We start from the raw sequence: 20,655 nt of genomic DNA, 5'->3' as shown, positions 1-20,655 counted from the left end.
CCTCACCTGCATGGACCGTCACGATCCCGCGCCTCGGCCGGCCACTACACCGGAGGAACCGTTGTCCCGACACGCACTCATCAAGGCAGTGCTCGGACCGATCTTGCGCCTGATGTTCCGCCCCCAGGTGGAGGGCGTGGAGAACATTCCCGGCGACGGTCCGGTGATCCTCGCGGGCAACCATCTGACGTTCATCGACTCGATGGTCATGCCGATCTGCTGCGACCGGCCGGTGTTCTACATCGGCAAGGACGAGTACGTGACGGGCAAGGGTCTCAAGGGCCGGCTGATGGCCTGGTTCTTCACCGGCTGCGGCATGATCCCGGTGGACCGGGACGGCGGACGTGGCGGTGTCGCGGCGCTGATGACGGGCCGTCGGGTGCTGGAGGAGGGCCAGGCGTTCGCCATCTACCCGGAAGGCACCCGCTCCCCCGACGGCCGTCTCTACCGCGGCCGTACGGGCATCGCCCGGCTGACGCTGATGACGGGCGCGCCGGTGGTGCCGTTCGCGATGATCGGCACGGACAAGCTGCAGCCCGGCGGTACCGGTCTGCCCCGTCCCGGCAAGGTGACGGTCCGCTTCGGCGAGCAGATGGAGTTCTCGCGGTACGAGGGCATGGACCGTGACCGCTATGTCCTGCGGGCGGTGACGGACTCCGTGATGGCCGAGGTGATGCGGCTGTCGGGCCAGGAGTACGTCGACATGTATGCGACGAAGGCGAAGGCCGCCTGATCGGACGTCCGGAAGGGCCCGTACCGCGTTCGGCGGTACGGGCCCTTCCGTATGTCGGGACAACCCGAACGGCCGTAGCAGGACGGCCCCCATGTGCAGGTCGGTCTAAGGGTGTTCGATCTCCTCCAGAGCCTGGCCGCGCAGCAGGAACCAGGAGGCGACGGCCGTCGCCAGCAGGACCACAGCGCCGACGCCCGCGGCGATGTGCAGCCCGTCGACGAACGCGTCCTGCGCCGCGGAGACCAGGGCATTCCCCTGCGCCTGCGGCAGGCCGTGGGCCGCTTCGACCGCGCCACCCAGTGACTCGTGAGCAGCCGCGGCGGGCTCGGCCGCGATGTCGTTCGGGGTGACGAAGTCCCGGTAGACGCCGGTGACGATGGAGCCGAGCAGGGCGATACCCAGGGCCGCGCCGAGCTCGTATGCCGTCTCGGAGACCGCGGACGCGGAGCCCGCGTGCTCCTTCGGAACGCTGGAGAGGATCACGTCGGCGGTCACGGTGAAGGCGAAGCCCGCGCCGATGCCGACGACCAGCAGCAGCAGACCGATCAGCGGATAGCCGGTCTCCTGGTGGACGAAGGTGACGCCGGCGAGTGCGACGCCGACCGCCGCCAGTCCGGCGGAGACCACGGACCGGACCGAGAAGCGGCGGGCAGCCATGCCCGCGACCAGACCGCAGGCAACCGAGCCGACGGCCGCGGGCAGTTCAGCGAGCCCGGCCTCCAGTGGTCCGCGTCCCTGGACCAGTTGCAGGAACTGGGAGAGGAAGAAGACGAGCCCGGACAGGCCGAGGATGGTGAGCAGGTCGGCGAGGACCGCGCCCGAGAAGCCCCGGTGGTGGAAGAGCCGCATGTCCAGCAGCGGCTCGGGGAGCGTCAGCTGCCTGCGGACGAACCAGTAGAGCGCGCCCGCACCGCCGATGGCGGAGACCGCGACCTCCCAGCTCGCCCCGTGCGCGGCCAGCTCCTTGATCGCGTACACAACACCGATCATGCCGATCAGGGAGAACACGACACTGGCCAGGTCCCAGGGGCCGGGCGCCGGGTTCTTCGACTCCGGGATCATGCGGATGCCGACGACCACGAGGACCACCATCACCGGCAGATTGATCAGGAAGACCGAGCCCCACCAGAAATGCTGGAGCAGGAATCCTCCGACGACGGGGCCCACGGCCGCGCCCGCCGATGCCATGGCCCCCCAGATGCCGATGGCGAAGCTGCGCTCGCGCGGGTCGTTGAAGAGGTTGCGGATCAGGGCGAGGGTGGACGGCATCAGGGTGGCACCGGCGACCCCGAGCAGCGCCCGCGCCAGGATCATCATCTCGGGGCTGCTCGCGTACGCGTTCAGCACGGAGACCGCACCGAACGCGGTGGCGCCGCTCAGCAGCAGCTTCTTGCGGCCGATGCGGTCACCGAGGCTGCCCATGGAGACCAGGAGTCCGGCGATGACGAACGAGTAGACGTCGCCGATCCAGAGGAGCTGGGTGCCGGTCGGCTGGAGATCCTCGGTGAGGAACGGTGTCGCCAGCCCGAGGACCGTGGCGTCGACGGCCACCAGCAGCACGGCGAGGACGAGGACGGCCAGCGCGATCCACCGCCCGGGGCGACGCAGTTCGTCCGAGATCTCCGTGTACTGGTCGGTGCTGGTCATTGCTCCACGCTCCGGCGTGCTCCGCCGAGCAGCAACTCGACGATCATGTACTGGAAGTCCTGTCCGGCAACCCGGCCCGCCTGGACAGCCCAGGCACCGGTGGAGATGAGTCCGTAGAGGGCCTCGGTCAGCCAGGCCGGGGTCAGGTCGATCCTGAACTCGCCGCGCTCCTGACCGCGCCGGAAGAAGGCGGAGACCCGTGCGTCCGTCCGGTTCCAGCCGTCATTCACTTCTGCGCCCTCGAAGAGCTGGTTCTCCGTGACGAGGAAAGACAGGAGTCCGGCGCTCGGTTCAACGGCCGCGATCAGCCGGCGCAGCGCCTCCTCCGAGGTTCCCTCGTCGAGCGCGGCGGCGTCCAGGGCCGCTTCGAACTCCTGGATCCCCAGGTTCTCCAATGCTCTGACCAGGGCGTCCCGTCCGGCGAAGTGCCGGTGCAGGGTGGCGCGCCCGATGCCCGCCGCCCGGGCGACCTCGTCCATGGTGGCGGTCGATTTACGGGTCAGCAGTGCGGCGGCGCTGCGCAGCACCTGCTCACGATCAAGAGTCATGAGACAACACTAGCCCACATGAGACATGAATGTCTCATCGGATAATGCGTCGCCCTACCCCCGCCCCGCCGCGAGGCGGGACCATGGCGCCATGAAGCCGCTGCTGCTGATTGACATCGACGGTCCGCTCAATCCGTACGAAGCGAAGGCCCAGCAACGCCCCGAGGGTTATGTCACCCACCGGATGCAGCCGTCGGGCTGGAACGGGAGCAGGCCGCTGCGGGTCTGGCTCAACCCCGGGCACGGGACCGAGCTGCTGGCGCTCGCCGAGTGGTACGAGCTCGTCTGGGCAACGACCTGGATGGGCGAGGCCAACGAGTGGATCGGCCCGCATCTAAGGCTGCCGCCCCTGCCGTACATCGACTGGCCGGCGACGCACGGCAGCGCGCCGGACGGGACGCTCTGGAAGACGCAGTACGTCGTGGAGTACGCGGCCGGGCGGCCGTTCGCGTGGGTCGACGACGAGATAACCGAGCGGGACCGGGCGTGGATCGCCCGCCAGGGGCCGGTCCGGTCGCTGCTGCTCCAGATCGATCCTCGGATCGGGCTGGAGCGGGCCGACTTCGACGCGCTCGCCCAGTGGGCAACGGACCGGGACAAGAACTGAGCCCCGGTCCGCCCCCGGCCCTTCTCAGTCGTTGAGCACGGTCAGATCCAGCTCCGGAAGCCGGGCCGGATCGTTGATCACGTACAGCTCGGTGACCCGGCCCCACTCGATCGTGAACCGCATGACCGAGAACCGCTGCCCCTCGCGGGTCGAGATGACCGCGAGGGCCCCGTCGACGAGAGCCATCTGCGAGGACCGGGCGAACGGCGCGAACATCATCGCCTGGCGTGCCACCCACGCGGCTCCGCGCACCAGCGACGGAGCACCCACACCACCCGCGCCGCTGTCGGACCGTGCCACCACGTCCGGGTCGAGCACGGCGACGAGTGCGTCGAAGTCACCGCCCCGGGCGGCGGCCAGGAACGCCTCGACGACCTCGCGCCTGCGGCTGAGATCGGGGTCGGGCGCCGGGTTCACACCCTGGACCCGGCGGCGCGCCCGGCTGGCGAGCTGACGGGCCCCGGCCGGGGTGCGGTCCACAATGCGCCCGATCTCGTCGAACGGCACCGCGAACATGTCGTGCAGCACGAACGCCAGCCGCTCGGCGGGGCCCAGGGTCTCCAGCACCACGAGCAGCGCGAGCCCGACCGAGTCGGCGATCAGCGCCTGCTGCTCGGGGTCGCTGCCGGGCTGCGGGCCGAGGACCGGATCGGGGGTGTGCCCATCGGGTGTCCCTGCCTCCAACGGCTCCTCCCGCCGGGACCGGCGGGAGCGCAGCATGTCCAGGCAGACCCGGCCGACGACCGTGGTCAGCCAGCCGCCCAGGTTGTCGATCTGCCGGTCGTCCGAGCGGCTGAGCCGGATCCACGCTTCCTGGACGGCGTCCTCCGCCTCGCTCAGCGAGCCGAGCATCCGGTAGGCCACGACCTTCAGATGGGTCCGGTTCTCCTCGAAGCGTGCTGCCAGAAACTCGTTCTCGTCCACAGACCCATTCCTCCGTCGCGTGCCGTCACACCATTGACGCGTGGAACGGCGCCGATGTGACAGAACGGCCGGTGATCAAGGAATCGGCTGGTGCGCCGCCGATCAGCTCCAGGGCAGCGCGGCGCGGCGGCGCCAGTACGCCTCGGGCTCCTCGACCAGCGCGTCGAGCTGGGACCGCCGCTCCTCGTCGAGGCCGACGAGCGGGGCGTGCAGGTTGCCGGCGAGCTGGGTGACCGTCGCCGCACCGGAGAACACGACGCCGGCCCACGGCTGGTGCAGCACCAGCGCGAGCGCGACCGCGTCGCTTCCGAGGCCCGCCTCGGCCGCGATCTCCTGGACGATCGCGGGGGCATCCGTTCCGGCGAGGCGCCCGTTGGCCATGGCTTCCTTGACGATCACGGTCAGCCCGGCCTCGTGCGCCGCGGCGAGCGCGGGACCGGCCGAGGTCTCCAGGGCGTTGAAGGTGGCCTGGACGGTACGGAAGAGGGGTTCGCCGTCGACCCTGACGGTGAGTGCGGCCCGGATGGCGTCCGCCTGGGCGGGGCCGCTGGTGGAGAGTCCGACGCTGACTCCGTCGGCCGCGAGTTCGGCGAGCCGCGCGTGGAGTTCCTTGTCGGTGAGGGCCGGGCTGTCGACCGTCACGGAGTGGATCTGGTAGAGGTCGAGCCGGTCGCCGAGCAGCGCGTCGGTCTCGGCGCGCTGACGCAGATACGTGGCGAGGCTGTGGTCCTTGACCTCGTGCGCCTCGGCGTCGATGTTCCAGTCGGCGGTGTAGGTGTAGCCCCACTTGCTGCCGACGACCACATCTCGTACCTCGGGACGGGTGGCCAGCCAGGCGCCGAGGAACTCCTCCGAGCGGCCGTAGGAGCGGGCCGCGTCGAAGTAGCGGACGCCCTGGGCATAGGCGGCGTCGAGCAGTTCATGAGTGCGTTCGCGCAGGGCGTCGACGCTCCGGTCCTCGGGCAGGTCCCGGTCGCGGTGGAGATTGATGTAACCGGGCCTGCCGACCGCGGCCAGGCCGAGCCCGATGTGGGCGGTCGGGGTCGTGGCCGAGGCCAGGCGTCCGAAAGGCATCACGGGCTCCTCGTCGATGGGGTGCTCCCCGCCAACGTAACGCAGCCGGATTCACGCGCTTCCAGCCGCGGGACTGTGCCGATCGGGCCCCCGCCGGCCGGGAGCGGGCCGGTCCGGCCAGGGTCTCCCCCTCGGACCTGCGCAGACCTGGTCGAGTCCGGCCGGCAGGTCGGCCTCCATGTCGTCCGGGAGTTTCAGCCGGATGAGCACCCCCAGGAGCGGACCGGTGGTCATCGGCCCGGCATGTACGGGTGCCGGCGTCCTCACCGTCACGGCGGTGACGTCGTGGCCGGCCACACCCCGGCCCCCCTCGTCGCCCCTTCGGCAGCCCGCCCGTACGGACGCGACGAGGCGGGAAGCGCACGACCGCTCCCCGCCTCGTCGCCTGCGCCCGGGCTGCTGTCAGTTCTTCGCGGTCGCCCATGCGTGCTGGACGGCCAGGTCGGCCTTGACCTCGGCGAGCTGGGCGGCGACGGCCGACGGGGCCGTACCGCCGCGCCCGTTGCGGGAGGCCAGCGCACCCGGCACGTTGAGGACCGTCCGGACCTCAGGGGTGAGGTGCTCGGAGATCTTCGCGAACTGCGCGTCGGTGAGTTCGTCGAGTTCGATGCCCTGCTGCTCGCACTCCTTGACGCACTCCCCCGCGACCTCGTGCGCGACACGGAACGGGACGCCCTGCTTGACCAGCCACTCGGCGATGTCCGTGGCGAGCGAGAAGCCGGCCGGTGCGAGCTCCTCCATCCGCTCACGGTTGACGGTGAGCGTGGCCATCATGCCGGTGAAAGCGGGCAGCAGGACCTCGAGCTGGTCGCAGGAGTCGAAGACCGGTTCCTTGTCCTCCTGGAGGTCGCGGTTGTACGCGAGCGGGAGGGCCTTCAACGTGGCCATCAGGCCCGTCAGGTTACCGATGAGCCGACCGGACTTGCCGCGGGCCAGCTCGGCGATGTCCGGGTTCTTCTTCTGCGGCATGATCGACGAGCCGGTGGAGAAGGCGTCGTGCAGGGTGACGAAGGAGAACTCCTTCGTGTTCCAGATGATGACCTCCTCCGCGATCCGGGAGAGGTTGATGCCGATCATCGCCGTGATGAACGCGAACTCGGCGACGAAGTCGCGGGAGGCCGTGCCGTCGATGGAGTTGGCGACGGAACCGTTCTCGAAGCCGAGGTCGGCGGCGACCGCCTCCGGGTCGAGCCCCAGGGACGAACCGGCGAGTGCGCCGGAGCCGTACGGGGAGACAGCCGTGCGCTCGTCCCACTGCCGCAGCCGCTCGGCGTCCCGGGACAGGGACTGCACATGGGCCAGGACGTGGTGGGCGAAGAGGACGGGCTGGGCGTGCTGCAGATGCGTACGGCCCGGCATGGCGACGTCCGCATGCGCCTCGGCGAGACCGGTCAGGGCGTCCTGGAGCTCGGCGATCAGACCGCCGATGATCCGGGCGTGATCGCGCAGGTACATCCGGAAGAGCGTGGCGACCTGGTCGTTGCGGGACCGGCCGGCGCGCAGCTTGCCGCCGAGGTCCTTGCCGAGGCGCTCCAGCAGGCCGCGCTCCAGAGCGGTGTGGACGTCCTCGTCGGCGATGGTGCCGGTGAAGGAGCCGTCGGCGACATCGGCTTCGAGCTGGTCGAGACCGGCGATCATGCGGGCCAGTTCGTCCGCGGTGAGCAGGCCCGCCTTGTTGAGGACACGCGCGTGGGCGCGGGATCCGGCGATGTCGTACGGCGCGAGCCGCCAGTCGAAGTGGACGGAGGCGGACAGCTTGGCCAGCGCCTCGGCCGGGCCGTCGGCGAAACGGCCGCCCCAGAGGCGTACGTCGCTGTTGCCGGTGCCGTTGCTCACTGCGTGCTCCTCGGAAGTGCCAGGGGGTGGATGTGCGACCGCCTCCCCGCCGTGGAGGAACGGGGAGGCGGTGACGTAAACGGGTCGGCGTCAGGCCAGGTCACGCTTCGCGGCGATCCTCGACGAGAGACCGAAGATCTCCGTGAAGCTCTGCGCCTTGGACTGGTCGAACGTGTCGCCCGAGCAGGCGAGTGCGACGCGCTCGGTCACGGGTTTCTCCTTACGGCGCAATCCCGATAGGCATAACTATGCAGTCATCCGTATTATTTGTCAAAGATGCCGGTGAACGGCACACCCGAAGGTTCGATCCCGGACCATGAATGCCGGGCCCGGGCACCGAGCGGCCCCTCTGGCGACACACCCTGTACCCGCAGTCCGCGCCGACGCCGTCATCGGCCTGCGCGCTCGACACGATGCGGCAGGAGCAGCTGCGGCCCCTCCTCGACGACCTGTCACCCGCCGCCATCCGGGCGGTGACGCAGACTCTGCTGCCGGATGCGTCCCGGATACCGCACAAGTGGCTACTCGTCAGGACCGAAGCGGACCGGCCGCGTGTGGCGGCGGAGCGACGGTTGCGTGCCCACCTCCGCGCAACGGTCCGCCGGCGGCGTCCCACCGGCTGAAATGCCCCTGTCGGGCGCCGCAGTGGCGCCGATAATCACCTCATGGGAAAGACGTACGAACGTATCGACGGACGGCTCAGGGCCTTCATCGAAGAGCAGCACATCTTCTTCACGGCGACCGCGCCCCTCGACGGGAACGGCACGGTCAACCTCTCCCCCAAGGGCGTCAGCGGCTCCTTCGCGGTCGTCGACGAGCGGACCGTGGCTTATCTGGACTTCGCCGGGAGCAATGCGGAGACCGTGGCGCATCTCCGCGAGAACGGCCGCATCACCCTCATGTGGTGTGCCTTCCAGGGCCCGCCGAACATCGTGCGGGTGCACGGCCGCGGCGAGCCCGTCTTCCGCGACGACCCGCGGTTCACCGGCCTGCTCGCCCACTTCCCCGGCGTCGACCCCGCACCGCACGGGCTGCGCGCGATCATCGTGGTGACGGCCGAGCTCATCCGGGACACCTGCGGATTCGCCGTGCCTTTCATGTCCTACGACGAGGACCGGCCGCTCCACGCCCAGCGCTTCGCCCGCGAGGACGACGCCTCGCTCAGCGAGTACTTCGAGAAGAAGGAGCACATCGCCACCAGCATCGACGGCCTTCCCGGGCTGCCGCTCCCGCTGCCTGGCATGCCCGCCGCGGGATGAGCTGTCGGGCGCCCCGGGGCCCCTCTCCCCGGGTCGGCCCGGACCCTCGGGGTCCGTCCCGATCCGGAGAGAAAAGCCCGCGCGGGCTCAGCGGCCGTTCTGTGCCAGCCGCAGCAGATGGTCGGCGAGAGCCTGACCGCCCGCCGGGTCACGGCTGATCAGCATCAACGTGTCGTCGCCCGCGATCGTGCCGAGAATGTCCTGCAGCTCGGCCTGGTCGATGGCCGAGGCCAGGAACTGGGCCGCGCCCGGAGGCGTACGCAGCACCACAAGGTTGGCCGAGGCCTCCGCCGAAATGAGCAGTTCGGCGGAGAGGCGCCGCATCCGCTCCTCCTTGGCGGACTCGCCGAGCGGCGCCTGCGGGGTACGGAAACCGCCCTCGCTCGGCACCGCGTAGATCAGCTCGCCTCCGGTGTTACGGATCTTCACCGCGCCCAGCTCGTCCAGATCCCGGGAGAGCGTCGCCTGGGTGACGCTCAGCCCGTCGTCGGCGAGGAGCTTGGCCAGCTGGCTCTGCGAGCGCACCGGCAGCCGGTTCAGAATGTCCACGATCCGGCGGTGGCGTGCCGTGCGGGTCTGCGGCACGGACTGCCCGCCGTACTCGGATTCCTGCGCCTCGGTCATCGTCGTCGCCTCATTCTCCGGAGCGCTTCTCTCCGGATGGTCCGTCCCCGTGTGCTGCGTCGAGAGCGCCGGGCAGTGCCCGGAGGAACGCGTCCACCTCTGCGTCACCGATGATCAGCGGCGGCATCAGCCGTACGACATCGGGGGCGGGCGCGTTCACCAGGAGTCCGGCTCCCTGAGCCGCCTGCTGCACCTGAGGTGCGAGGGGCTCGGTGAGCACGATACCCAGGAGCAGTCCGGAGCCGCGGACGTGGGAGACCAATGGATGCCCCAGCCCCTCGACACCCTGCCGGATCCGCTCGCCGAGCCGCTTCACCCGATCCAGGGCGCCTTCGGCGGCAAGGGTGTCCAGCACGGCGAGACCGGCAGCGCAGGAGATCGGGTTACCGCCGAACGTCGTACCGTGCTGACCGGGCTTCAGCAGGTCGGCCGTGGTGCCGAAGGCAACGGTGGCGCCGATCGGCAGCCCGCCGCCCAGGCCCTTGGCGAGGGTGACGATGTCGGGCTCGATGCTCTGGTGGGCCTGGTGCTCGAACCAGTGGCCGCACCGGCCGATACCTGTCTGCACCTCGTCGAGAACGAGCAGGGTGCCGGTGGCCCGGGTGATCTCCCGGGCGGCCTCCAGGTAGCCCTTGGGCGGGACGACCACACCGTTCTCGCCCTGGATGGGTTCGATGATCACCAGCGCGGTCTCGGTGGTCACTGCGGCGCGGAGGGCTTCCGCATCTCCGTACGGGACATGGGTGACGTCGCCGGGCAGCGGGAGGAACGGCTCGCGCTTCCCGGGCTGGCCGGTGAGGGCGAGGGCTCCCATGGTCCGGCCGTGGAAGCCGCCGTCGGTGGCGACCATATGGGTCCGCCCGGTCAGCCGTCCGATCTTGAAGGCGGCTTCGTTGGCCTCGGCGCCCGAGTTGGAGAAGTAGACCCGGCCGGTCCGTCCGAAAAGGTGCAGGAGCCGTTCGGCCAGGGCGACGGGCGGTTCGGCGATGAAGAGGTTGGAGACATGGCCGAGGGAGGCGATCTGGGCGGAGACGGCCTCGACGACGGCGGGGTGGGCGTGGCCCAGTGCGTTCACCGCGATGCCGCCGACGAAGTCGAGGTACTCGGTACCGTCGGCGTCCCACACGCGGGCGCCTTCGCCCCGGACCAGGGAGAGCTGCGGGGTTCCGTAGTTGTCCATCAGCGATCCCTGCCACCGCTGTGAAAGCTCGGCATTGGTCATGCTTCCCCCTCAATCCCTGACTGTGCGACTGTCCCTGACTGTGTGTCGGGCACGACCATCGTGCCGATTCCTTCGTCGGTGAAGATCTCCAGCAGGATCGAGTGCTGGACCCGGCCGTCGATGACACGGGCGGTCTTGACGCCGTTGCGCACGGCGTACAGACAGCCCTGCATCTTCGGCACCATGCCGCTGGACAGCTCCGGGAGCAGCTTCTCCAGCTCGCCGGCGGTGAGCCGGCTGATCACGTCGTCGCTGTTGGGCCAGTCCTCGTAGAGACCCTCGACGTCGGTGAGGACCATCAGCGTCTCGGCGTTCAGCGCGGCGGCGAGTGCAGCGGCCGCGGTGTCGGCGTTGACGTTGTAGACGTGGTTGTCGTCGGCGGAGCGGGCGATGGAGGAGATGACCGGGATCCGGCCGTCGTCCAGCAGCGCCTGGACGGCTCCGGTGTCGATGGCGGTGATCTCGCCGACCCGGCCGATGTCGACGAGCTCACCCTCGATGGTGGGCCGGTGCTGGGTGGCGGTGATGGTGTGCGCGTCCTCACCGGTCATGCCGACGGCGAGCGGGCCGTGCTGGTTGAGCAGGCCGACGAGTTCGCGCTGGACCTGTCCGGCCAGCACCATCCGTACGACGTCCATCGCCTCGGGCGTGGTGACACGCAGCCCGGCCTTGAACTCGCTGACCAGGCCCTGCTTGTCGAGCTGGGCGCTGATCTGCGGGCCGCCGCCGTGCACGACCACGGGCTTGAGGCCGGCCTGCCGCAGGAAGACGACGTCCTGCGCGAAGGCCGCCTTCAGCTCTTCGTCGATCATGGCGTTGCCGCCGAACTTGATGACGACGGTCCTGCCGTTGTGCCGGGTCAGCCAGGGCAGCGCCTCGATGAGGATCTGCGCCTTCGGCAGTGCGGTGTGCTTCCTCGCGGCGCTCATGAGCTGTATGCGCTGTTCTCGTGGACGTAGTCCGCGGTGAGGTCGTTGGCCCAGATGACGGCCGACTCGGTGCCTGCGGCGAGGTCGGCGGTGATCTTCACCTCGCGGTAGCGCATGTCGACGAGGTCGCGGTCGTCGCCGACCCCGCCGTTCTTGCAGACCCAGACGTCGTTGATGGCGACATTGAGCTGGTCGGGCTCGAATGCGGCCTTCGTCGTGCCGATCGCGGAGAGGACCCGGCCCCAGTTGGGGTCCTCGCCGTGGATGGCGCACTTGAGCAGGTTGTTGCGCGCGATGGAACGGCCCACCTCGACGGCGTCGTCCTCGGTCGCCGCATTGATGACCTCGATCCGGATGTCCTTGGAGGCACCCTCGGCGTCGCCGATCAGCTGCCGGGCCAGGTCGGCGCAGACGACCCGTACGGCCTCGGCGAACTCGCCCTGCTCCGGGGTGATCCCGCTGGCCCCGGAGGCCAGCAGCAGCACGGTGTCGTTCGTCGACATGCAGCCGTCGGAGTCGACCCGGTCGAAGGTGGTGCGGGTCGCGGCGCGCAGCGCGGAGTCGAGACCGGCGGCGTCGACGTCCGCGTCGGTGGTGAGGACGACCAGCATCGTGGCGAGCCCCGGTGCGAGCATGCCCGCGCCCTTGGCCATGCCGCCGACGGTCCAGCCCTCGCCGCCCGCGACGGCGGTCTTGTGGACCGTGTCCGTGGTCTTGATGGCGATGGCGGCCTTCTCGCCGCCGTGCTCGCTGAGCGCCGCGGCGGCGGTCTCGATGCCGGGCAGCAGTTTGTCCATCGGGAGCAGCGTGCCGATCAGCCCGGTCGAGGCGACGGCGATCTCACCGGCACTGTGACCGATGAGGACCTCGGCGGCCTTCTCGGCGGTGGCGTGCGTGTCCTGGAAGCCCTGCGGGCCCGTACAGGCATTGGCGCCACCGGAGTTGAGGACGACGGCGGTGACCTCGCCACCCTTGAGGACCTGTTCCGACCAGAGGACGGGGGCGGCCTTGACGCGGTTGGAGGTGAAGACTCCCGCGGCGGCGCGGCGCGGGCCGTTGTTGACCACGAGGGCCAGGTCCGGATTACCGCTCTCCTTGATTCCCGCGGCGATACCCGCCGCCGAGAACCCCTGTGCTGCCGTGACGCTCACGGTGCCACTCCGATCGTGGAAAGACCTGTGTCCTCGGGAAGTCCGAGGGCAATGTTCATGCTCTGCAGGGCGCCGCCCGCGGTGCCCTTGGCAAGGTTGTCGATGGCGCTGATGACGACGATCCGGCCGGCTGCCTCGTCGTACGCGACCTGGATCTGCACGGCGTTGGAGCCGTACACGGACGCGGTGGCGGGCCACTGTCCCTCGGGAAGGAGGTCGACGAACGGCTCGTCCGCGAAGGCCTTGTCATAGGCGGTACGCACGGACTCGGCGGTCACGCCCGGCTTCGCCTTCGCGCTGCACGTGGCGAGGATGCCGCGGGGCATGGGCGCGAGGGTCGGCGTGAAGGAAACCGTGACCGGCTCGCCGGCGGCCGCGCTGAGGTTCTGGATCATCTCGGGCGTGTGCCGGTGGACACCGCCGACGCCGTACGGAGACATGTTGCCCATCACCTCGGAGCCGAGCAGGTGCGGCTTGGCCGCCTTGCCCGCCCCGGAGGTACCGGACGCGGCGACGACGACGGCCTCGGGCTCGGCGAGCTGGGCCGCGTACGCCGGGAACAGCGCGAGGGAGACGGCCGTCGGGTAGCAGCCGGGCACCGCGATCCGCTTGGAACCCGCCAGCGCGGCACGGGCACCGGGAAGCTCGGGCAGACCGTAGGGCCAGGTCCCGGCGTGCGGCGACCCGTAGAACTTCTCCCAGTCACCGGCGTCCTTCAGCCGGAAGTCGGCGCCCATGTCGACGACGAGCACCTCGTCACCGAGCTGCTCGGCGACGGCGGCGGACTGCCCGTGCGGCAGGGCGAGAAAAACGACGTCGTGCCCGGCGAGGACCTCGGGCGTGGTCGGCTGGAGCACCCGGTCGGCGAGCGGCCGCAGATGCGGTTGCAGCGTGCCGAGCTTCTGGCCGGCGTTGGTATTGCCGGTGAGAGCACCGATCTCCACCTCGGGGTGAACGAGCAGCAGACGGAGCAGCTCCCCGCCGGCATACCCGCTCGCGCCTGCCACTGCTGCACGTACCGCCATCGGAATCCTCCTCATCGATGGCATGACTATACGCTTCGCTGCACGTTTATGCAACGCAAGTTCGGCGGGGAGACTGCCCTCATGCAAATCCCCGCCGAAGCCGTGGCCGCCACCGTGTTGATCGAGGTCGTACGAATCTCCGCCCTTCCGATCAAGCGGGGCGCCCCGTACCCCGGCCGGACGGTCGCCCACTGGGCTGGGGACGAAGCACTCAACGCACTGACTCTGATCGGCTCCCTGCCCAGTGGTGAACAGCACCGCTGTGGCTTCTCACCGGGCTGGAGCGTTCGCGCGTATGAGGAGTCCCTCGATCTGGCCCTCTTCGAGGCGGCGTTCTGCTTCAGCTGCCACGAGATCCGCATGCACGGAACATCCGTCCCGCCCGCGCTGACCACGCAGTTCTTCGACGCAGACACTCCGCCGGCTCAGGCCCTCCTCGCCCTCTTCCGTGCGGCGACGCCTTGACCCCCTGACGGCTGGTCGGAAACTTTCGAAATGAGCGCTTCAGCCGGCGAGTCCCGCCAGGTCAGTCACAGAAGTAGGGCTGCCCCCGGACGCAGCCCGCCCAGGACACGCAGGAACCGCGATGCCGGGCGACGCTCCGCTCATCGGCTTCATCCAGGCTTTCCCACACACCAATGGTCCGCCGCCCGCACCGCCTGGGGCACTCCTGCGGGCGCGCCTCCCAGCGCTCGGGCCGGCGCGCCCGGGGGTCGGCGGCCAGGGCAGCATGGTGGCACCGGCGCAGGATGCAGCTGCCGCCCTTGCTCCGTAAGCTCGTTATCGGGAAAGCTCGGCGACGGGCAGAAGCGCCTTTCCCTCACACACCGGCCGCACGATCAGTAGTCTGATCCCGAAGGACCGCACCGGCCGGGCTTCGCGCCCGTCGGCTGCACGCAGCACATCCGCTCGGCGATCGCCGCGGCCGCCGACAACGGCAGCCGACCTTGCCGCCCGGCGTCACATCGGGCGCCGGACCAGCTGCTCGGCGACGCATCGCTACCGATGCCTCTGACGTGGAGCCCTTCATGACCACACCGCGGGACCTCTCGATCGCCGCCATGGACATGGCGCCAGGTCACCCTGTGGAGCAGGGCGACCTGTCGCTCGCGCTCGCGGGAGCCGAGATGATCGACCTCCTCGGTGCCGAGGCCATCAGACTGGACGGCAACCAGATCGTGCCGTGCCTCCGGCCCCCCATAGCCGATCGTCTGCTGGCCGAGGCTGCGGCGTCGCTGATCCGAGAAGCGCCGTACGAATCGGTCGACGACTGGCTGTGGCGCAGAGGTCGCGGCCTGGCCGCCGCCTATCTGGCCGCGCTCGAGACGGATGGGCAGCTCACTCGGCAGCCCCGTCGCGGGTTGCCCTTCCGGAGCGGTCGGACGGTGCTGGTCGATTCGCCCGCCCGCCGCGAGGCGGCGAACCGCTGGACCTCGGACGAGCCCGTTCTCGCCGCCCTCGCGGCAGCCATCGGGATCCGGGACGAGTGGACCGGGGACTTCCCGAGCACGGTCGACGACGCGGTGGTGACCGTGCTGGCCGCGGTCAATGACGCGCTGATGGAGCTGGAGGCCGTACGGCAGCGGCGAGCCATTGAGAATGCGGCCTTCGACAACATCTGGCGAGGCGAATGACGACGGCACTCGCGGGGGAACCGCCGTCACTTGATAGCCACGGCCCTTGACACACCTGGGGCGTGTTTCGAAAGTCCCGCCCGCCAGGCGACGCCTGGCACGCACGCTCGCCGCCTGGTCGGGCCCGCCCCGACAGGTCTGGTGACCCCCGACAGCGTCGTCGAGTCCGAACTTCGAGAGAAGCAGGTCAGGGGCGCGGTCGCTGGGGCTGACCGGCTCGCTCCGCGTTCCTCTCCTTGATGCGCGCCGCTTCCTTCCGGACCTCGGCCTGGGTGGCGCGCTCCTTCTGCAGCCACTCGGGGAGGTCCTTCTTCAGCGCGTCGATCTGCTCCGTGGTGAGGGGGTCCGTGACTCCGCCACGTGCGAGACCCGCGATGGAGACGCCCAGCTTCGCCGCGACCACCGGGCGGGGGTGCGGTCCGTTGCGCCGCAGTTCCTGCAGCCACTCGGGCGGATCGGCCTGCAGCGCATTGAGCTCGCTGCGCGAGACGACACCCTCCTGGAACTCGGCGGGGGTGGCCTCAAGGTACACACCCAGCTTCTTTGCCGCGGTTGCGGGCTTCATCGTCTGGGTGGTCTGGTGCGACGTCATGGTGTCAAGAGTAGCGAGCGTGTGCGATACCTCCGACCACGACCGGTAACCTGGCAGCGTGACAGGCTCCGATGCACCCCTCTCGTTCCGGCTCGCATACGTCCCAGGCGTGACGCCGGCCAAGTGGGTGCGCATCTGGAACGAGCGGCTGCCCGACATCCCACTGAATCTCGTTGCGGTGGCCGCCGCCGAAGCATCCGATCTGTTGCGGAGCGGCGGCGCCGACGCAGGTTTTGTGCGGTTGCCGATCGACCGGACGGACCTCAGCGCGATCCCCCTCTACACCGAGACGACGGTGGTCGTGGTCCCGAAGGACCACATCGTGGCGACGGTCGACGAGGTGTCCGGAGCGGATCTGGCCGACGACGTCGTGCTGCACCCCCTCGACGACACCCTCGACTGGGAGCGTCCGCCGGGCCGGCCCGCGATCGAGCGTCCGGCCACGACGGCGGACGCCATCGAGCTGGTGGCGGCAGGGGTGGGCCTCCTCGTGGTCCCTCAGTCACTCGCACGCCTGCACCACCGCAAGGACCTCACGTACCGGCCGCTCACGGACGCCCCCGAGTCGCGCGTCGCGCTGTCGTGGCCGGAGGAGGAAACCACCGACCTGGTGGAGGACTTCATCGGGATCGTCCGCGGGCGGACCGTCAACAGCTCGCGGGGGCGCAAACCCGCCCCGGCACAGCCGAAGCAGCGCAAGCGCCCCGACGCAGGCGGCGCGCAGCGAAAGTCCACGGCCGGGAAGCCGGCCGGCAAGAGCCCGCGGAGCGGTTCCGGCGGTCCCAAGACCGGCAGGCGGGGCAAGCCCCGTCGTCGGTCCTAGAGGCGTTATTGCCCCATGAGGAACAGCCGTCGTCGTCGCAGGGCGGCCGGAACCACTCACTCCGGAGCGGGGCAAAGAACCGCTGCACAAAGGCTTCTGACGCATGGTCAATCCACCCTTGCGATCGCCTGCGCAAAATACATGCCCGCACTCGCGTTCGAGGGCCGGCTGGGCGATCCGGCGCTCGGGCCACCCCGTCCGCTGGCGGCCGACTGCGGTGATGTCAGGATGGATCCATGACGACCAAGGTTTTTTTCGACATCACCATCAATGACGAGCCCGCCGGGCGGATCGTGTTCAACCTTTTCGACGACGTGGTTCCGAAGACGGCGGAGAACTTCCGCGCGCTGGCGACCGGCGAGAAGGGCTTCGGTTACAAGGGTTCGTCCTTCCACCGGGTCATCCCGGACTTCATGCTGCAGGGCGGCGACTTCACCAGCGGTGACGGCCGCGGCGGCAAGAGCATTTACGGCGAGAAGTTCGCCGACGAGAACTTCAAGCTCAAGCACGACAAGCCCGGACTGCTGTCGATGGCGAACGCGGGCCCCGACTCCAACGGCTCCCAGTTCTTCATCACGACGATCGTGACGTCGTGGCTGGACGGCAAGCACGTCGTCTTCGGCGAGGTCGAGGGCCAGGAGAGCATGGATCTGGTCAAGAAGATCGAGAGCTACGGCTCGCAGAGCGGCAGGACCCAGGCCAAGGTCACCATCGCCGACTCCGGCGTCCTCTGACCGCACGAGGGCCCCTCTGACGCCCCGGCCTCTCGCTGATCGGTCAGCGGGGGCCGGGCTCTCGTTCCCGCCGCGCCCACCCGACGGAACCGTTCGGGTCCGCGGCGACACCCGCGCCGCGGTAACTGCGGCGACAATCGCCCGATGAATCCTTCCGGCCGGAGCGGGGTACGCGCCGAGCGACTGGATGCCGTGTCCATGGCGGCAGCCCCGCACACCCGGACCGGCGTCCGTCCGGTCGTGATCCCTCCCCGGAAGGGGCACTGTGCGCCCGGCCCGACGGTCACCGGTCCGTACTGAAGTGGCGGCCGCACACCCGGCTCACCGGGCTCCGGGCCGACCCCTCGCCGTCGTCGACGCACTCCGCTCCGCGGGTTTCCCGCCCCCGCGACCGAGTCGGCTGCCCAGGTCGGCGACGCCGTGGTCACGGTCCAGGAGCTGCTGGGCACGACGCCGGACCGGCTCGACCACGACGGACTCGACCAGGCGCACAGACCGACTGGCACATGGGAGGCGGCTGACCGGCCGCGTCGGCATCCCCTCGCTCCGCCTCCATCTGCGGAGCGACGGCCCCGGATAGTGCCTCCTTGGGCCGCCGCGCGGACACGGTCGCCGCGCTGCGGCACTCGAACGCCGGGTCGCGTCCGTCGGCGCCGGCCTCCCCGACCGGTCGGCCGGGGCTGACGCGGCCCACAGGACTTCCCTCCCGGCAATCTGCCACCCCGGAAGACGACTCGGTCACCGGCGTCATCGACCGGGACGGCGCCGCCCATGGCAGCCTCCCCTTCGACCCGGTCGCCCTGCACTCCGGGCTCCCACGCGGGCAGCGGACGCGAAGATGACGACTCGGCTCGATGCCGCCCTGGACTCCTTTCCGGAGAACCTGCTGCGACCCGCCCGGGCCCATATGAGCCTGCGGATGACGGACCGGGCCATCCACCACTTCCCCCCGGGCGCGGTCCGCCGACGGCTGGGCCTCGCACCGGGCCGACTGAGCCGCCCGCAGGGCCGAGCGTCGCCACCCCCTCCGTGCACTGTCAACCAATGGTTGACACATGACGACTGTCAACCTACGGTTGACACATGGCGAAACCAGTGAGCATGACGAATCCGGTACGGCTCGACGAACTGATCGAAGCCATCAAGAAAGTTCACCCCAACGCTCTCGAACAGCTCTCGGGCGCGGTCATCGCCGCCGATCACCTCGGCGACGTGGCCGACCACCTGATCGGCCACTTCGTCGATCAGGCGCGCCGCTCGGGAGCCTCCTGGACGGAGATCGGGAAGAGCATGGGAGTCACCCGGCAGGCGGCCCAGAAGCGCTTTGTCGCCAAGGATCCCGGCGAGCTGTCGGATCTCGACCCCAGCCAGGGGTTCAGCCGGTTCACCGAGCGGGCGCGGAACGTCGTGATGGCAGCGCAGAACGAGGCCCGCGCCGCACGCAACGACGAGGTGCGTACGGAGCATCTGGCGCTGGGGCTGCTCAGTGAGCCGGAGGGGCTTGCCGCGGCGTTCATCAAGGCGCAGGGCGTCTCGCTGGACGCCGTCCGGCAGGCCGCGACCGAGGCGCTGCCGCCCGCGGTCGAGGAGCTCCCGGACCTCATTCCGTACGACGCCGGGGCACGCAAGGCACTGGAGCTCACGTTCCGGGAGGCCCTGCGGATGGGGCACAACCATGTCGGCACGGAGCACATCCTGCTGGCGCTCCTGGAGCACGAGGACGGCGAGGGCGTGCTGACCGGGCTCGGTATCGACAAAGTCGCCGCGGAGACCGGCATCGCGGAGGCCCTGACGCTCGCCGCCGCAGACAAGGGTGAATGACCAGCCGCACCGGGCGACGCCGGACAGTTCCGTACGGCTGTGAGCGTACAGATGCCTCCCCGCTCCCCTTCCCTGGCGTGCACACCGCCCCAGGACGCGTGTCGAAAGCCCCGTCTGCCGGGCAGCGCCTGGCCGGCCCTACGGGCGGACGACGCTCCTTTCGACACACGCCCTAGAGTGGAAGGGAGCAGGGAGGTGCCTCATGCGGAAGGTCGCCGACTGCCGGGAATACCCCAGCGAGACGAAATGCACGCTTGCCCTCGCCGGTGAGCCGGAGGAAGTGGTCCGCGCCACCACCGAGCTGGCCGTCCGGGTGCACGGTCACGCGGACGGACTGGAGCTGCGGGAGCAGATCGGGTCCGGGCTTCAGGACGAGCCCACGGAACTCGCGTGAGCCGAGACGCGGCCCGGTTCGCGTCACCCGGATCCGTCGCGGCGCACGCCTCCCGGGGCCGTGTGTCGCGGTCCCCGGGGTCCGGACCCCACCCCTGTGAGCACCATGGCTGACGCGGACATCCAGTTGATCGCTACCCTGTCTCCCTTGCCACGGGGCGGGGAGACAGGGGAGGAACATGCGGAGAAGAATTGCCGTGCTCGCTGCGGTGGGAGCGGTGGCCACCGCGGTCGCGGTGGCGCCGGCCGCACACGCGGAAGGGCGCGGTGACATCCGGGTCACCAGGACCGTCGTGAACGGCGGCAGCAATGTGATCGTCGGGGTCGCGAACGTAAAGAAGTTCACGATCGCCATGACGATCAAGGACAACTCGGGCGTGAAGCAGGTCAGCAGTGTCTCGGCCTTCAACCGGACCAACGGTTACGGGCCGGTGGACCACCTCGGTACGTCGTGCAAGAAGGTCGGCACGACGACATCCGTGTGCACCGCGACGATGCAGATCGACCCGTCGTGGATCAACTTCTACGGGAGCGGGAACGAGGGCTGGGACGCCAACGCGGTCGCGGGGAACTGGCGGGTCGACGCGACGGTCCATGCCAACGACGGGGACTACTGGATCTCCGACGCCATCGGCTCGTTCAAGGTGAAGCGCGCCGCGATCCTGACCACGGACGCCACGCCCGAACCGGTGAGCAAGGGTGGCACGCTCACGGTCACCGGAAAGCTGTCGCGGGCCAACTGGACGGACCTCAAGTACCACGCGTTCACCAATCAGGTGGTGAAGCTGCAGTACAAGAAGCCCGGCGGCGCGTACAGCACCGTGAAGACGGCGACCACGGACAGCAAGGGTCACCTCCGTGCGACGGTGAAGGCCACCGCTTCGGGCAGCTGGCGCTGGGCGTTCCTCGGTACGACCACGACCATGAAGGTCGTCTCCACCGGTGACGCCGTCACGGTGAAGTGACCTCTCGGCGGGCCGGGAAACCCGCCCCCCCCGAGGTCACAGCACCACCCCGGTGAGGGGGGGGGTGAGACAGCGCCCGGGCCGTAGAAACGGAAAAAAAAACCCATATAGGGG

The 20,655-nt window shown here is 69.8% G+C and carries 22 protein-coding genes; 11 read left to right on the top strand and 11 right to left on the bottom strand.

All coding sequences use genetic code 11. From position 1 onward, the window contains the following. Window positions 1–61: 61 nt before the first annotated feature. A complete protein-coding gene (locus tag ACNPQM_RS17110; protein ID WP_358862075.1) occupies window positions 62–733 on the top strand; it encodes a lysophospholipid acyltransferase family protein in 672 nt (223 codons plus the stop codon). Between the two features lie 105 nt (window positions 734–838). On the opposite strand, the gene ACNPQM_RS17105 is transcribed toward ACNPQM_RS17110, so the two are convergent. Together ACNPQM_RS17105 and ACNPQM_RS17100 are read right to left on the bottom strand one after the other, a co-directional pair. Further along, a complete protein-coding gene (locus ACNPQM_RS17105; protein WP_358862074.1) occupies window positions 839–2,380 on the bottom strand; it encodes an MFS transporter in 1,542 nt (513 codons plus the stop codon). Continuing rightward, window positions 2,377–2,928, bottom strand: a complete 552-nt coding sequence (locus ACNPQM_RS17100) for a TetR/AcrR family transcriptional regulator (protein WP_358862073.1) — start codon at window positions 2,926–2,928, stop codon at window positions 2,377–2,379. The genes ACNPQM_RS17105 and ACNPQM_RS17100 overlap by 4 nt, the downstream gene beginning before the upstream one ends. A 91-nt stretch (window positions 2,929–3,019) precedes the next feature. Between ACNPQM_RS17100 and ACNPQM_RS17095 the strand changes: the two genes are divergently transcribed. Continuing rightward, a complete protein-coding gene (locus ACNPQM_RS17095) occupies window positions 3,020–3,535 on the top strand; it encodes a hypothetical protein (protein WP_418084645.1) in 516 nt (171 codons plus the stop codon). A gap of 24 nt (window positions 3,536–3,559) precedes the next feature. On the opposite strand, the gene ACNPQM_RS17090 is transcribed toward ACNPQM_RS17095, so the two are convergent. From ACNPQM_RS17090 to argH, 3 genes are all read right to left on the bottom strand, one after another. Beyond that, window positions 3,560–4,459, bottom strand: coding sequence for a sigma-70 family RNA polymerase sigma factor (locus tag ACNPQM_RS17090; protein ID WP_418084644.1), 900 nt, complete (start codon window positions 4,457–4,459; stop codon window positions 3,560–3,562). A gap of 102 nt (window positions 4,460–4,561) precedes the next feature. Next, entirely contained in the window at window positions 4,562–5,533 is a 972-nt protein-coding gene (locus ACNPQM_RS17085) for an aldo/keto reductase (RefSeq protein WP_418084643.1), read from the bottom strand. Window positions 5,534–5,935: 402 nt separating this feature from the next. Then, window positions 5,936–7,369, bottom strand: a complete 1,434-nt coding sequence (gene argH, locus ACNPQM_RS17080) for an argininosuccinate lyase (protein WP_358859847.1) — start codon at window positions 7,367–7,369, stop codon at window positions 5,936–5,938. Window positions 7,370–7,689: 320 nt separating this feature from the next. Here argH and ACNPQM_RS17075 point away from each other — a divergent pair, with 320 nt between their 5' ends. Together ACNPQM_RS17075 and ACNPQM_RS17070 are read left to right on the top strand one after the other, a co-directional pair. Continuing rightward, window positions 7,690–7,992 carry a hypothetical protein gene (locus ACNPQM_RS17075; RefSeq protein WP_418084642.1) on the top strand — a complete coding sequence of 101 codons (303 nt, stop codon included), beginning with the start codon at window positions 7,690–7,692 and terminating at the stop codon, window positions 7,990–7,992. Window positions 7,993–8,034: 42 nt separating this feature from the next. Further along, on the top strand, window positions 8,035–8,628 hold the full coding sequence (locus ACNPQM_RS17070) for a pyridoxamine 5'-phosphate oxidase family protein (RefSeq protein ID WP_418084641.1): 594 nt from the start codon (window positions 8,035–8,037) through the stop codon (window positions 8,626–8,628). An 87-nt stretch (window positions 8,629–8,715) separates the two neighbouring features. Here the strand turns inward: ACNPQM_RS17070 and ACNPQM_RS17065 are convergent, their stop codons facing one another. Genes ACNPQM_RS17065 through argC form a run of 5 tightly spaced genes read right to left on the bottom strand, consistent with a single transcriptional unit; the run spans window position 8,716 to window position 13,579 of the window. Continuing rightward, a complete protein-coding gene (locus ACNPQM_RS17065) occupies window positions 8,716–9,252 on the bottom strand; it encodes an arginine repressor (protein ID WP_037698928.1) in 537 nt (178 codons plus the stop codon). Window positions 9,253–9,262: 10 nt separating this feature from the next. Further along, window positions 9,263–10,474, bottom strand: a complete 1,212-nt coding sequence (locus tag ACNPQM_RS17060; protein WP_418084640.1) for an acetylornithine transaminase — start codon at window positions 10,472–10,474, stop codon at window positions 9,263–9,265. After that, window positions 10,471–11,403, bottom strand: coding sequence for an acetylglutamate kinase (gene argB, locus ACNPQM_RS17055; RefSeq protein WP_418084639.1), 933 nt, complete (start codon window positions 11,401–11,403; stop codon window positions 10,471–10,473). Before argB ends, ACNPQM_RS17060 begins: the two co-directional genes overlap by 4 nt. Further along, window positions 11,400–12,554, bottom strand: coding sequence for a bifunctional glutamate N-acetyltransferase/amino-acid acetyltransferase ArgJ (gene argJ / locus ACNPQM_RS17050; protein ID WP_358859852.1), 1,155 nt, complete (start codon window positions 12,552–12,554; stop codon window positions 11,400–11,402). The genes argB and argJ overlap by 4 nt, the downstream gene beginning before the upstream one ends. Further along, window positions 12,551–13,579 (bottom strand): N-acetyl-gamma-glutamyl-phosphate reductase, encoded by a 1,029-nt coding sequence (gene argC / locus ACNPQM_RS17045; protein WP_418084638.1) that lies wholly within the window; start codon window positions 13,577–13,579, stop codon window positions 12,551–12,553. Before argC ends, argJ begins: the two co-directional genes overlap by 4 nt. An 81-nt stretch (window positions 13,580–13,660) precedes the next feature. On the opposite strand from argC, the gene ACNPQM_RS17040 reads away from it, so the two are divergent. Both ACNPQM_RS17040 and ACNPQM_RS17035 read left to right on the top strand, forming a co-directional pair. Then, a complete protein-coding gene (locus ACNPQM_RS17040) occupies window positions 13,661–14,044 on the top strand; it encodes a hypothetical protein (RefSeq protein ID WP_418084637.1) in 384 nt (127 codons plus the stop codon). A 563-nt stretch (window positions 14,045–14,607) separates the two neighbouring features. Further along, window positions 14,608–15,213 carry a GOLPH3/VPS74 family protein gene (locus tag ACNPQM_RS17035; RefSeq protein ID WP_418084636.1) on the top strand — a complete coding sequence of 202 codons (606 nt, stop codon included), beginning with the start codon at window positions 14,608–14,610 and terminating at the stop codon, window positions 15,211–15,213. A gap of 187 nt (window positions 15,214–15,400) precedes the next feature. Here the strand turns inward: ACNPQM_RS17035 and ACNPQM_RS17030 are convergent, their stop codons facing one another. Further along, window positions 15,401–15,805 carry a DUF5997 family protein gene (locus tag ACNPQM_RS17030; protein ID WP_358859856.1) on the bottom strand — a complete coding sequence of 135 codons (405 nt, stop codon included), beginning with the start codon at window positions 15,803–15,805 and terminating at the stop codon, window positions 15,401–15,403. A gap of 58 nt (window positions 15,806–15,863) precedes the next feature. On the opposite strand from ACNPQM_RS17030, the gene ACNPQM_RS17025 reads away from it, so the two are divergent. The 5 genes from ACNPQM_RS17025 (at window position 15,864) to ACNPQM_RS17005 (ending at window position 20,541) form a co-directional block, all read left to right on the top strand. After that, window positions 15,864–16,628, top strand: a complete 765-nt coding sequence (locus ACNPQM_RS17025) for a LysR family substrate-binding domain-containing protein (RefSeq protein WP_418084635.1) — start codon at window positions 15,864–15,866, stop codon at window positions 16,626–16,628. 236 nt (window positions 16,629–16,864) lie between these two features. After that, the gene (locus ACNPQM_RS17020; protein WP_418084634.1) at window positions 16,865–17,362 is read left to right on the top strand and encodes a peptidylprolyl isomerase; all 498 of its coding nucleotides are present in this window, start codon (window positions 16,865–16,867) and stop codon (window positions 17,360–17,362) included. 1,083 nt (window positions 17,363–18,445) lie between these two features. Beyond that, window positions 18,446–19,183, top strand: a complete 738-nt coding sequence (locus ACNPQM_RS17015) for a Clp protease N-terminal domain-containing protein (protein WP_418084633.1) — start codon at window positions 18,446–18,448, stop codon at window positions 19,181–19,183. Window positions 19,184–19,385: 202 nt separating this feature from the next. Continuing rightward, window positions 19,386–19,577 carry a DUF1059 domain-containing protein gene (locus ACNPQM_RS17010; RefSeq protein ID WP_358859860.1) on the top strand — a complete coding sequence of 64 codons (192 nt, stop codon included), beginning with the start codon at window positions 19,386–19,388 and terminating at the stop codon, window positions 19,575–19,577. A 178-nt stretch (window positions 19,578–19,755) separates the two neighbouring features. After that, window positions 19,756–20,541 carry a hypothetical protein gene (locus ACNPQM_RS17005; RefSeq protein WP_418084632.1) on the top strand — a complete coding sequence of 262 codons (786 nt, stop codon included), beginning with the start codon at window positions 19,756–19,758 and terminating at the stop codon, window positions 20,539–20,541. Window positions 20,542–20,655 lie beyond the last annotated feature (114 nt).

Origin of the sequence: Streptomyces sp. NPDC056231, assembly GCF_048270745.1 — a bacterium.
Classification (GTDB): domain Bacteria; phylum Actinomycetota; class Actinomycetes; order Streptomycetales; family Streptomycetaceae; genus Streptomyces.
Note: the sequence above shows the minus strand (reverse complement) of the source record. Positions and strands in the feature narration are given on the sequence as shown.

What these genes read in the sequence shown, in the direction of transcription:
- ACNPQM_RS17105 (WP_358862074.1), bottom strand. Translation starts at nt 2,380, where the DNA reads ATGACCAGCACCGACCAGTACACGGAGATCTCGGACGAACTGCGTCGC.
- ACNPQM_RS17085 (WP_418084643.1), bottom strand. Translation starts at nt 5,533, where the DNA reads ATGCCTTTCGGACGCCTGGCCTCGGCCACGACCCCGACCGCCCACATC.
- ACNPQM_RS17040 (WP_418084637.1), top strand. Translation starts at nt 13,661, where the DNA reads ATGCAAATCCCCGCCGAAGCCGTGGCCGCCACCGTGTTGATCGAGGTC.
- ACNPQM_RS17070 (WP_418084641.1), top strand. Translation starts at nt 8,035, where the DNA reads ATGGGAAAGACGTACGAACGTATCGACGGACGGCTCAGGGCCTTCATC.
- ACNPQM_RS17020 (WP_418084634.1), top strand. Translation starts at nt 16,865, where the DNA reads ATGACGACCAAGGTTTTTTTCGACATCACCATCAATGACGAGCCCGCC.
- ACNPQM_RS17005 (WP_418084632.1), top strand. Translation starts at nt 19,756, where the DNA reads ATGCGGAGAAGAATTGCCGTGCTCGCTGCGGTGGGAGCGGTGGCCACC.
- ACNPQM_RS17010 (WP_358859860.1), top strand. Translation starts at nt 19,386, where the DNA reads ATGCGGAAGGTCGCCGACTGCCGGGAATACCCCAGCGAGACGAAATGC.
- ACNPQM_RS17065 (WP_037698928.1), bottom strand. Translation starts at nt 9,252, where the DNA reads ATGACCGAGGCGCAGGAATCCGAGTACGGCGGGCAGTCCGTGCCGCAG.
- ACNPQM_RS17095 (WP_418084645.1), top strand. Translation starts at nt 3,020, where the DNA reads ATGAAGCCGCTGCTGCTGATTGACATCGACGGTCCGCTCAATCCGTAC.
- ACNPQM_RS17035 (WP_418084636.1), top strand. Translation starts at nt 14,608, where the DNA reads ATGACCACACCGCGGGACCTCTCGATCGCCGCCATGGACATGGCGCCA.
- argC (WP_418084638.1), bottom strand. Translation starts at nt 13,579, where the DNA reads ATGGCGGTACGTGCAGCAGTGGCAGGCGCGAGCGGGTATGCCGGCGGG.
- argB (WP_418084639.1), bottom strand. Translation starts at nt 11,403, where the DNA reads ATGAGCGCCGCGAGGAAGCACACCGCACTGCCGAAGGCGCAGATCCTC.
- ACNPQM_RS17030 (WP_358859856.1), bottom strand. Translation starts at nt 15,805, where the DNA reads ATGACGTCGCACCAGACCACCCAGACGATGAAGCCCGCAACCGCGGCA.
- ACNPQM_RS17100 (WP_358862073.1), bottom strand. Translation starts at nt 2,928, where the DNA reads ATGACTCTTGATCGTGAGCAGGTGCTGCGCAGCGCCGCCGCACTGCTG.
- ACNPQM_RS17015 (WP_418084633.1), top strand. Translation starts at nt 18,446, where the DNA reads ATGGCGAAACCAGTGAGCATGACGAATCCGGTACGGCTCGACGAACTG.
- ACNPQM_RS17075 (WP_418084642.1), top strand. Translation starts at nt 7,690, where the DNA reads ATGCCGGGCCCGGGCACCGAGCGGCCCCTCTGGCGACACACCCTGTAC.
- ACNPQM_RS17060 (WP_418084640.1), bottom strand. Translation starts at nt 10,474, where the DNA reads ATGACCAATGCCGAGCTTTCACAGCGGTGGCAGGGATCGCTGATGGAC.